The organism is Blautia sp. AM23-13AC, from assembly GCF_003435675.1.
Taxonomy (GTDB): Bacteria; Bacillota; Clostridia; order Lachnospirales; family Lachnospiraceae; genus Fusicatenibacter; species Fusicatenibacter saccharivorans.
In genome coordinates, this window is the sequence record NZ_QTUL01000018.1 from 49,051 (window position 1) to 59,008 (window position 9,958).

Sequence of the window (9,958 nt, forward strand, 5' to 3'; positions counted from 1 at the left end):
ACTCCTTCTTAAAAATCTCTGTTACCAGTTCATCAGGCCGTAGCCCTTAATGCTTTGATAATTCAGGTCATAACTTTTAATCTTGCAGGCATCGCCGGAATTTCCCTCCACGGTATAAACACGGCTGCCATCCGTACCGATCACGATACCTACATGGTCTGCTGTCCCATCCAAATCCCAGTCAAAGAAAATTGCATCTCCGGGAGCCAGATTGTTATAGCCTCTTGCGCCCCACTGTCCATGAGACTGGAACCACGGAACGCCCTGCCACTCACAGCCTGCAAAGCGCGGTTCACTTTTTCCTGCCTGGTTATAGCACCAGGATACGAAGCAGGCGCACCATTCCACACGGGAGTCAAAGCCGTACCAGCTCCAGTAGGGATAACCGCCCACATTGCCCACCTGACGCTTGGCCAGTTCCACCAGCTGAGGATTGCCGGGGCGGGTACCGTTAATGAACTGCACACCGGACAGATCTTCCGAGCCGCTGGTATCAGGGGAGCCGCCGCCAAACAACAACGGCTTATTGCCCATGGTCTGCCGGTAAACCTGATACATTTTCATCTGCTCCGGGGTCAGAAGTTCCGACACCACAGCGGAAATGGGCTTGCTGGCGAGTTTCACATTCAAAATGTAATACTCATAGGGAACTTCTTCTGAGGTGGTCTCGCCGGTCTCCGGGTCGGTTGAGGTCTCCGTGCGGTAGCGAATCTCCACTTCCTCAGTAAGCGTCAGCTGATACTGTGCTGCAAACACACGCGCCAGCTCTGCCTGAGCGCTCTGCCGGGTGTAGCCTTGCAAGACGGCAGAGAGAAATGCCGCTAGCTCATGAGGGTCATGGCCGATCATACCAAGGTCATAGCGATACTCGTCATACCCTGGGTGACTGCTTTCAATGTTGTCGATTTCCTCCTGCAACTGGGCTTCTCTGGCTGCATAATCTGCCTCCACCGCCAGCATTTTCGAGTCATCTGACGGATAGGTGGTGCCGGAGAGAACGGAACCGATGCTCTGCGCCATCATGGAGCAGGAGGACATGGTATTCATCAGCATACAGGTAATGAGGAACAAAACCCCTGCCATCAGGAAACCCTTCTTGTGGCGCATGACGAATGCCCCTGCCTGCTGTACCTTTTCTTTTACCGTCCTTGCGGCTTTTCCTGTTTTGGATGCAGCCTGGGCGGTATTTCCGGCAGTCTGCCCGGCGTGTTTGGCGGCGGCATACTGCTTTTTGATGACCTGCTTTTGCTGCCAGCGGGAAAGAGGGTTGCTGGCAAACTGGGGATTTTCCTGCAAAGATTTCTGGTACAGAACATTTACATTTGCCTTTTCCAGTTGGCGCTCTGCCTGTGCTGCTTTGCGGTACGGCTTCAGCTTGTGGCTGCGATAGCCCTCCCGCACCAGATAAGCGCCGGTCTCCACCGCTTCCTCGGACTTGTGGGCGCTTTCCACGCCCACATTGTCCTGTTCTGTTTCCCGGATCTCTTTGTGGAGCTTGCCCGCAACCAGATGGACGGGAGCTTCCTTGACCCCTTGAGAAAGTTTGGAGGGTGGCTTTTTCTTGTCCTCAAAGGTCAGCTTCGAGGTCTTTTTTCCGGTATCCGGGTCGATGACCGTCTGCCTGACCTTTTTCTTTGGGATATTGGCCTGCGCCTTATCTGCTCTGGCCGCAGCTTTCTCCGCTTTACGGATCGGCTTTTCCAGTGCAGGGTCAGACCGTTCCTCATCAGTAAAGCGCAGGCGCGGCTCTTTATTCAAACCATTCTCCCAGCATGAGGGAGGACATCATGTAGTGCAGCTCTGCATAAATGGCCATTCCCACAGGATCGTTGAACATACAGCCGGACAGGTAGGCGTAAAACTGTGCCACCACATCGGACAGGATTTTCGCTTCGGTTCCTTCCAGAACCAGACCACCCATACCTTCCTTGGCACGGATGGTGCTCCAGACCTCTGCCAGACGGAGCAGCCCCACCTGACCGGTCTCATTCAGTTCGGCTGCCTGATCTGCCGCCGTGCGGCACTCACTTACCGCATCGGCCATGACCGTAAGCAGCTGGCTGCGCTGGGCATTTACCGCCCTGTCAAAAAACATCAACGGATTTTTATTAAAAATGTTGGGGTTCATCATCATTCATCCTCCTTCTTTTTCAGTTCCTGGGGTTTGGTGGTCATAATGCGGTACAGCTCGGTATTCTTCGGGAAGTGGTCCACGAAAGGCAGAATTGTGGAGCCATAGAACAGCAGGCCCTCGCCCTCACCGGAGTGGGTCACATAGCTAAGCTGGTGCGTGGAAATGCCAAGCTGCTTGGCAAGTATCTGACGGTCTCCGCCTGCCTGGTTGAGCATATACACGAAGTCGGAGTTTTCAAAGATGTTCTCTACCTCGCGGCTGCTCAAAAGGTCTTTGACATTCTGGGTGATACCTGTCGGGATTCCGCCCCATTTACGGAATCGCTTCCAGATTTCCACTGTATAGGCAGCGGTCTGTTCCTCCTTCAAAAGCAGGTGCATCTCGTCGATGTAGTAACGGGTGGACTTGTGGGCAGCGCGGTTAATGGTAACGCGGTTCCACACCTGATCCTGTACCACCAGCATACCGATTTTCTTGAGCTGCTTGCCCAGTTCCTTGATGTCATAGCAGACAATGCGGTTGTTGATGTCCACATTGCTCTGGTGGTTGAACACATTGAGGGAGCCGGTTACATAGATTTCAAGGGCCGTAGCGATATACTGGGCTTCCTTTTCCTCCTGTTCCCGAAGCAGGTTATATAGGTCCTCCAGTATGGGCATATTCTCCGGGCGCGGGTCATTGAGGTAAGTCTGATAGACCAGACGCACACAGCGGTCGATGATGGTTTTCTGCACCGGCTGCAAGCCCTCCTTACCGCCCACAATCAGCTCACATAAGCTGAGGATAAAATCAGACTTGAGGGACAGCGGGCTTTCATCATCCGAGTAGTCCAGGTTCAGGTCCATCGGATTGATGTAGTTGGTGGAGGTAGGCGAGATCTTGATGACCTGCCCATGCAGACGTTCAACAAGAGGTGCGTACTCCGCTTCCGGGTCACAGATAATAACATCATCACTTGTAAGCAAAAAGCAGTTGGCAATTTCTCGTTTTGCGCTGAAGGACTTACCGGAACCCGGCGTACCCAGAATCAGGCCGTTGGGGTTTTTCAGCAGCTTTCTGTCCACCATGATGAGGTTGTTGGACAGAGCATTGATGCCGTAGTACAGAGCTTCTTTCCCGTTCTGGAACAGTTCCTGCGTAGTGAAGGGCACAAAGATAGCTGTGGAACTGGTGGTCAGTCCTCGCTGAATCTCAACCTGATTGAGACCCAGAGGCAGACAGCTCATCAGCCCTTCTTCCTGCTGGAAGTCCAGCCTGATCAGCTGACAGTTATACTTCTGGGCAATGGAGCCTGCCTGAAAGATGTTGTTGCCAAGCTGACGGGGATTGTCCGCTGTGTTCAACACCAGAAAGGTCAAAAGGAACATTCTCTCATTGCGGCTCTGCAAATCCTGCAAGAGTTTTTTCGCTTCACTGCCGTAGGTAGCAAGGTCAGATGGAATGATGTCCATGTCGTATCCGGCACGGACTGCTTTTTTCTGTTCCTCGATCTTGCTGCGGTCCAGGTCGGTAATCTTGCGCTTTATCGTTTTGATGGCTTTCACCTGATCCACCGACTGAATGTGCATACTCACAATGAGCGAGCTTTCCATATCCAAAAAATCAGCCAGCAGACGGTCATTCAGCTCCGGTGCGAGAATCTGCAAAAAAGAAACAGCCCCGTATTTCTTGCCCATACGGAACTGCTTGCCGGTGCGGAACTCAAAGGAGCTTGGTGCAATAAAATCCTTTGTGGACAGACCGGAAGGAGCCAGCCAGTCCCATTCAAACTGAAACGGGAGTTGTTCATCCATGTGGAATACCGCATGAAGCTGAAAAAGCCTTTCTTTACCGTCCAGCGTTCTGGCAGCTACACCAAGACGCTTGAAGTTATTAAGTATATCGGTCTCAATACGCTCCAGACGGGGCTTGGCGGCTTTGATGCTGTCTGCGTCGATACCAAAGGTCAGGTATTTGGTCTTGATGAGACCGTTGTTACCTCTGGCCAGCTGATTTTGCAGCATTGTGGTATATTCTTCGCGGATACTGTCAAAGGCGTCCCTCTGGGGCGGGATGGAAATGGAGTTAGCAAAGGTCTCCTCCGATGCCGCAAGGTTCAAAAAAGACAGCTGGAAATGAATCGAGCTGTCAAAATAATTGAGGAAATCACACCAACCCTCAAAGATTGCCGTCTTATCTTCGTTTTGGGAGAGCTGATAGTTGATGTCCTGAAACTGAATGGTCTTTGTGTAGTGGCTGTCCGATATGCGGCAGATTCCGTCCGGCCACATCCGTTCATAAGGGATACTGTCCTGCGCAGATTTTCCTTTTTTGTCCGTGCGGTTGGCGCGGACAATGGCCGCTTCGATCTGCTTCTTATCGGCGCGGGACAGCTTTTTCTTTGTCTTTACCGGCTGCACAGTTTTTTCCTCGGTTTTCCCGAACATCCGATGCAGCCATTTTTTTATTGCGGTGAACAATATCATACACCTCCTTATCGAGCATTTCCTGCCGCTTTAATACGGCATAAAAGTTATTGGTCTGGTAGGGACGCTGCTTGGGACGGATCACAGCTACTTTGAGAATGTTGCCCACGATCTTTTCCAGGGGCTGTCCATGCTTTTCGTACATAGCCAGCATAAAGAATGGCAGCATAACCAGCATCATACACATAGCCGCTACACTGTTTCCGGTAGGTTTTCTGAGCAAAAAGAAAAGCGGTACGCCAATAAGCGCTCCGCCCGTGAAGCAGATAAGCTGCCGCTTGGTCAGATTGAACATGACCTTTGTTTTGACTTTTGTTAAGTCCTTGGGTACGGGTACATAAGCCAATGTGGAAACCTCCTTCCGTTTTAGTGCGCCTGAAAGACTGATTTGGCGAGACTGCCGGTTTTGAACAGCGTAAAACATAGCAGTACGGTGTAGCCCACGCAGCTCCAGATTGCCATGATGATGTCATCTTCCAGAGCGATGTTCTGCACCAGCACAGCATAAATTGCCACGCAGACGATAATGAGAAACGCCTGAAAGCCCAGTGCCAGCAGGGATCGGAGGTAATTCTGTCCCATACCGCCCCATTCTTTGCCCATCATTGCAGCCATTGGAACGGGAGCCACCGAAGTTACAAGGTAGATCTCGATCATACGGCCATAAATAACGATAAAGATACAGATATACAACGCCCACATGGTAATGCCAATAAAGAGGGATTGGAACCACAGTCCGAACAGCGGTCCCAAATCCATTTCCATCAGCCTCGGTTCCAGATCGGTCATAACTGAGGAAATGTCAATGGACGCATCCGAATTGATAATCCCTGCCGCCTGCGCCACCACGCTCTGCGCCATATCAAAGACGCCCATCACGATATTCCATGTATTTGTGACAATGAGGATGGCGGCAGCTGATTTGAACACCCACTTGAAAATCATCCAGGTGTCCACATCATGCAGGTTGTTCTTGTCTGCAATCATCTGGATCAGGTCTACGGTCATCACGATAGACAGGATCACGCCTGCAATCGGCACCATGATGGAGTTTGACAGATTCTCAATCATATTGAAAATACTGCCATTCCATCCCTGTGGGGTCTGGCCTACCTGTACGGATATATCCGCGACCTGCTGATTTACACTGTCAAACATCCCCGAAAGGTTGCTCATAATGCCTCCCACCAGCATTTCTTTCAGCCAATTTGTCAGGGCTTCAAGTAAGAAATCCATACGGTGTCAACCTCCTTTCCGCCGCCCCCGCAAAGCTGCGGGAGCGGCAAGGATTTCATACGGAGACGCTTAGACAGAGAAAAGCCCGGAGAGCAGAGGTACAAGGACCATGCCTACCACGGCTACACCAGCACCGGCCATGAGCTGCTTCATGCCCTGGCTCTTGGCGCCGGATAGCGATAGGTAATCTTTTGATATAATCTCCAGATTTTCCCCCGCTCCACACCGTGCATGCAGCTTTCACCGCACACGGCGTTCCATCGAATTCAACAGCCAAGGTTTTTCATATACGATTTACACACTTCGTAACAGCATATTTATCAAAGAATGATTACAGGCATTTCTGCCATAGTTCGAAGTTTGTTAAGCTTTGCAAGTTTAGAATCATCTAATTGCAGTGGGTTCAGATATTCTCTGATAGTGATTTCAGACGATGCATGGATAATCACATGGATGGCTTTTGAGACTAAAATCAGATTTTCGTATGCATCTGTACCACCTTTGCCTAATGGCATTTTATGATGACAGTGAATGTCGTATACTTCCATAGGAAGTCCTGTAACTGCACATTTTCCATATTGAGCCGCAAATAGTGATATTCTGTTGTCTGCATATTCGATTGACCTGCCCTTGACAGGATTACGCATCAGCCATAACATTGCGTCGGTATTAATAGCTAGATTCTTATGAATCAGCTCTCGTCCCTTGACAGTGTACTTATTGATGTTTTTCCTTTTGTTTTGGGCATTTTTCTGCGGAACGGCTCCCACTGGAACAATGGGACGTTCGTGCAGAAATCTCAATTGCCTGCTTTTACCATACTTGTCCTTGATAAAACCATTTTTCAGAGAACCCTTACGGGACACATCGCCTTTCAGCCGATTTCTAAGCTGTTTATTGATACTGAAGGCAAGCTTTCCAAAGTCCGCTGTTGTTTCTGTTGCTATACAGTAGTATTCATGCAGTCCTGCGACTACAGAATTATATTTCTGTAACTGTATAAACTGAGCTGTGTCATCTGGCGAATGAGCCAAAGTTTTTACTTCCTTGGTCAGCTTTTCATGAGCCTTTTTGTATGCCTTGTCACACATATGTGACCTGACGATATATTTCTTTCCCTTTTTCCGCACTTTCAGTTTGAATCCGAGAAAATCAGAATACTGTCTTTTTAGATTGACAACCTTAGATTTGTCTGGGCTTATATCAAGACCCAGGCGGTCTTTTAACCACATTTCTGTGGCTTTATACGCTCTGACGGCTTCTGCATGTGTAGGGCAGAAGATCTTGAAATCATCGGCATATCGCACCGCATGCACTTCTTTCAATCTGCTTCTGCGCAAAGCCCTGTAAGCATGGCTTTTGATAACTGTTCCCTGCTTATTGCTTCTTGTTGTAAAATCTGTTTTCGTTGGCATTTCTTCCCATTGGGAAGTAATCCACCAATCCAACTCGTTCAAAACAATGTTTGCAAGCAATGGCGACAGGATACCGCCTTGTGGGGTTCCCTTGGTGGGGAAAGTTTTATCTCCATTTGGCAGAATAACAGGTGCTTTCAGCATTTCCTTAATGATGCATAACAGTTTCTTATCTCTTATTCCCAATGCCCATATCTGCCTTATCAGTTTAGTATGATTGATGTTATCGAAAAATCCTTTAATATCAAGGTCTACTACGTGATACATATGCTGTACCTGTATCAATCGCATACACTGAGCGATGGCATGTTCAGCGGATCTATTCGGGCGGAATCCGTAAGAATTATCGCTGAATTTTGCCTCGCATATCGGCTCCATGACCTGTAAGATGCATTGCTGTACCACTCGGTCAACGATAGTTGGAATTCCCAGAGGTCTGGTCTTTCCATTGGGCTTTGGTATCTCCACACGCTTTACTGGGCGTGGGTGATAGCAGCTGAATTGCTTTCTTATGAGACGGACATATTCTTCCTCGTTTAATTTAGCAAGGTCATTAATTGTCCTTTTGTCCACACCTGCGGTATCACTTCCTGTATTCGTCTTTATCATTCTGTATGCCAGCTTGATATTCTCTTCACTTTCGATGATTTCCATAAGATGATTAAATATCTTGTCTTTCTTACTGTCTGCATACAATCCATCAAAAGTACTTATCATGTCATAATACTCAGAATTGCGGATTTTTCTCTGTTTAGATTTCTGTTCTTGCTGTTTCGAAGTCAACACAGGCATCCTCTCCCTTCGGTTTGGATTTTCTTTGTCATACTCGAAGCTGCGTTTATCGTATATTCATTTTTTTCTGTTGAATTCGACTTGGGGCTATCCCTCCACGATGTTTAGCATCGCTTCACAGGTACTGTGCCCCTACTCTCACTGGGATTAAGTACGGTTGTACCGGTTTTGCCCGGCTTTCCCGTCCAACGACCTGCAACGGCTTGTTTCATACGTTCCCAGCTTTCCACGTTCCGATATTCCTATCATTGATTATCTTTAGGTCCTTCCTCTAAGCCTGTGTCCAATCATGCATAATCATATCGCCTGTAACGATATATGGATGTTCATAACAACCATTCTTACTAATCCACGGACACGCCCGTACAAGGGCTACTGCCTTTCGACAGTATCAACGTTTAGACTCGTACATTCGGAAGTTCGTCAGTACTTTCGTACATTCTGACCATGGGTAACCGACACCCGGCATATAGGTAGCACCATCCACCGCTGGATAGCTTTCGTATATGGTAGTTAGCCATATTTACGGCTACTCTCTGCCGACTTTACCGAGCTTCTGACACTTTGGCGGTTGCACGCTGATGCCAGTCGGAGTATCAGTGTGAGCGCTTCGGGGCGTTACTCCCTCATTTCACTCATCGGAATATCAGTTCTCCAAAGTTTCAGGCTTGAAAGCCCTTCGACTTTGTGCGTAAGCTTTTCACTTACGAACGTGTCGCACGGTTGTCGTTGCCGTAACCTTCCAGCAGGTTGATAACGCCCCAGATACCGAGACCGGCACCGAGCGCGATAACGAGGGTCTGAAGAACGGTGATTGCCTGTTCAAAAAATGCCATATAGTTTGTTAGCCGGAATCTGATTAAAAAATAGGTTTGTCATGTTTCATAGGCATACAAAAGCCGGAACAATCTGCCGCCCGGTTTCCGGGGGGCATGATTCCGGCTGTCCTCCTTTTTCATTATTTTTTCTTGCGATTGTCCGCTTTGTACGCCAATGGCCCATAGAGGGCAGTTGCGGCAAATAGATACGATCACTCCTTTCTCAGCGGAACCGTATTACACGCCCTCCGTGTCTACTTCATATACATCGCAGACCTCATCAGGCTTGAGTTTTAGTCTGGCAGACAAAAATGCTTCAATATCAAAGGTATTTCGCTTGTCTGCATCAGCTGTGTATTTGAAATTAGGGTGCTTGGTGATGTCGTACTTATCCGAAAGAAAAGGGCGCACACCGCGCAGCTGCAAGATGCACTTGCCGCCATCCATAACAGCAAGCTCATCCTGGCTCATCAGCTCTTTCCCCAATTTTTGATAGTTGAGAGAGTGGGAAGTTTCCCGGCCACGGCTCTCTCCGGTGTTGTAGGTGTCGATGGTTTCCTTGCCCAGCACGGCAGCCAGCTCTTTGAGGGTAGTCGGCTCTTTACCGCCCAGGAAGATGGAAGTATCCATGTTACCGATGATGGTATCTGCGTTATCCTTATAGATCGCCTTGAGCTGACTCTGTGCCTGCAACACCAGACAGGCAGAGATTTCACGGCTTCGGATGGTGGCCACCAGCTTTTCCAGTTTCGGAATCTGCCCGATGTTAGCACACTCATCAATCAAACAGCGCACATGAACCGGAAGCCTGCCGCCATACACATCGTCGGCTTTTTCGCAGAGCAGATTGAAAAGCTGGGTATAACACATGGAGATCAGGAAGTTAAAGCTGTCATCCGTATCACTCATAATGAGGAACAGAGCAGTTTTCCTGTCTCCCAGAGTATCCAGCTCCAGCTCATCATAAGCCGTGACCTCACGCAACTCTGCAATGTCGAACACGGCAAGGCGAGCGCCGCAGGAAATCAAAATCGACTTGGCTGTTTTTCCAGAGACAAATTGTCAAGGACTTTTTCATCAAATTCAAAAAGAAGTCAC

6 protein-coding genes and 3 pseudogenes are annotated in these 9,958 nt (G+C 48.8%); all 9 read right to left on the reverse strand.

Annotation, left to right across the window (positions count from 1 at the left end; genetic code table 11):
- Window positions 1–21: 21 nt before the first annotated feature.
- Window positions 22–1,758 carry a CHAP domain-containing protein gene (locus DW642_RS14765; RefSeq protein WP_117510801.1) on the reverse strand — a complete coding sequence of 579 codons (1,737 nt, stop codon included), beginning with the start codon at window positions 1,756–1,758 and terminating at the stop codon, window positions 22–24.
- Window positions 1,751–2,131, reverse strand: a complete 381-nt coding sequence (locus DW642_RS14770; protein ID WP_432764246.1) for a DUF3851 domain-containing protein — start codon at window positions 2,129–2,131, stop codon at window positions 1,751–1,753. The genes DW642_RS14765 and DW642_RS14770 overlap by 8 nt, the downstream gene beginning before the upstream one ends.
- Window positions 2,131–4,533: a VirB4-like conjugal transfer ATPase, CD1110 family gene (locus DW642_RS14775; RefSeq protein ID WP_117510805.1), complete on the reverse strand. Its 2,403-nt coding sequence runs from the start codon at window positions 4,531–4,533 to the stop codon at window positions 2,131–2,133. The genes DW642_RS14770 and DW642_RS14775 overlap by 1 nt, the downstream gene beginning before the upstream one ends.
- A complete protein-coding gene (locus DW642_RS14780) occupies window positions 4,490–4,945 on the reverse strand; it encodes a PrgI family protein (RefSeq protein WP_009272665.1) in 456 nt (151 codons plus the stop codon). Before DW642_RS14780 ends, DW642_RS14775 begins: the two co-directional genes overlap by 44 nt.
- A 20-nt stretch (window positions 4,946–4,965) precedes the next feature.
- Window positions 4,966–5,835 (reverse strand): VirB6/TrbL-like conjugal transfer protein, CD1112 family, encoded by an 870-nt coding sequence (locus DW642_RS14785; protein WP_117510807.1) that lies wholly within the window; start codon window positions 5,833–5,835, stop codon window positions 4,966–4,968.
- 69 nt (window positions 5,836–5,904) lie between these two features.
- Window positions 5,905–6,006 (reverse strand): annotated as a pseudogene (locus DW642_RS14790) (Maff2 family mobile element protein); the annotation flags it as partial.
- Between the two features lie 149 nt (window positions 6,007–6,155).
- Window positions 6,156–8,042, reverse strand: a complete 1,887-nt coding sequence (ltrA, locus tag DW642_RS14795) for a group II intron reverse transcriptase/maturase (RefSeq protein WP_117510809.1) — start codon at window positions 8,040–8,042, stop codon at window positions 6,156–6,158.
- A gap of 707 nt (window positions 8,043–8,749) precedes the next feature.
- Window positions 8,750–8,878 (reverse strand): annotated as a pseudogene (locus tag DW642_RS14800) (Maff2 family mobile element protein); the annotation flags it as partial.
- 219 nt (window positions 8,879–9,097) lie between these two features.
- Window positions 9,098–9,922 (reverse strand): annotated as a pseudogene (locus DW642_RS14805) (VirD4-like conjugal transfer protein, CD1115 family); the annotation flags it as partial.
- Window positions 9,923–9,958 lie beyond the last annotated feature (36 nt).

Bases quoted from the DNA above. Each gene is read 5' to 3' on its own strand.
- DW642_RS14770 (WP_432764246.1), bottom strand. From the start codon at position 2,131: ATGATGAACCCCAACATTTTTAATAAAAATCCGTTGATGTTTTTTGAC.
- DW642_RS14785 (WP_117510807.1), bottom strand. From the start codon at position 5,835: ATGGATTTCTTACTTGAAGCCCTGACAAATTGGCTGAAAGAAATGCTG.
- ltrA (WP_117510809.1), bottom strand. From the start codon at position 8,042: ATGCCTGTGTTGACTTCGAAACAGCAAGAACAGAAATCTAAACAGAGA.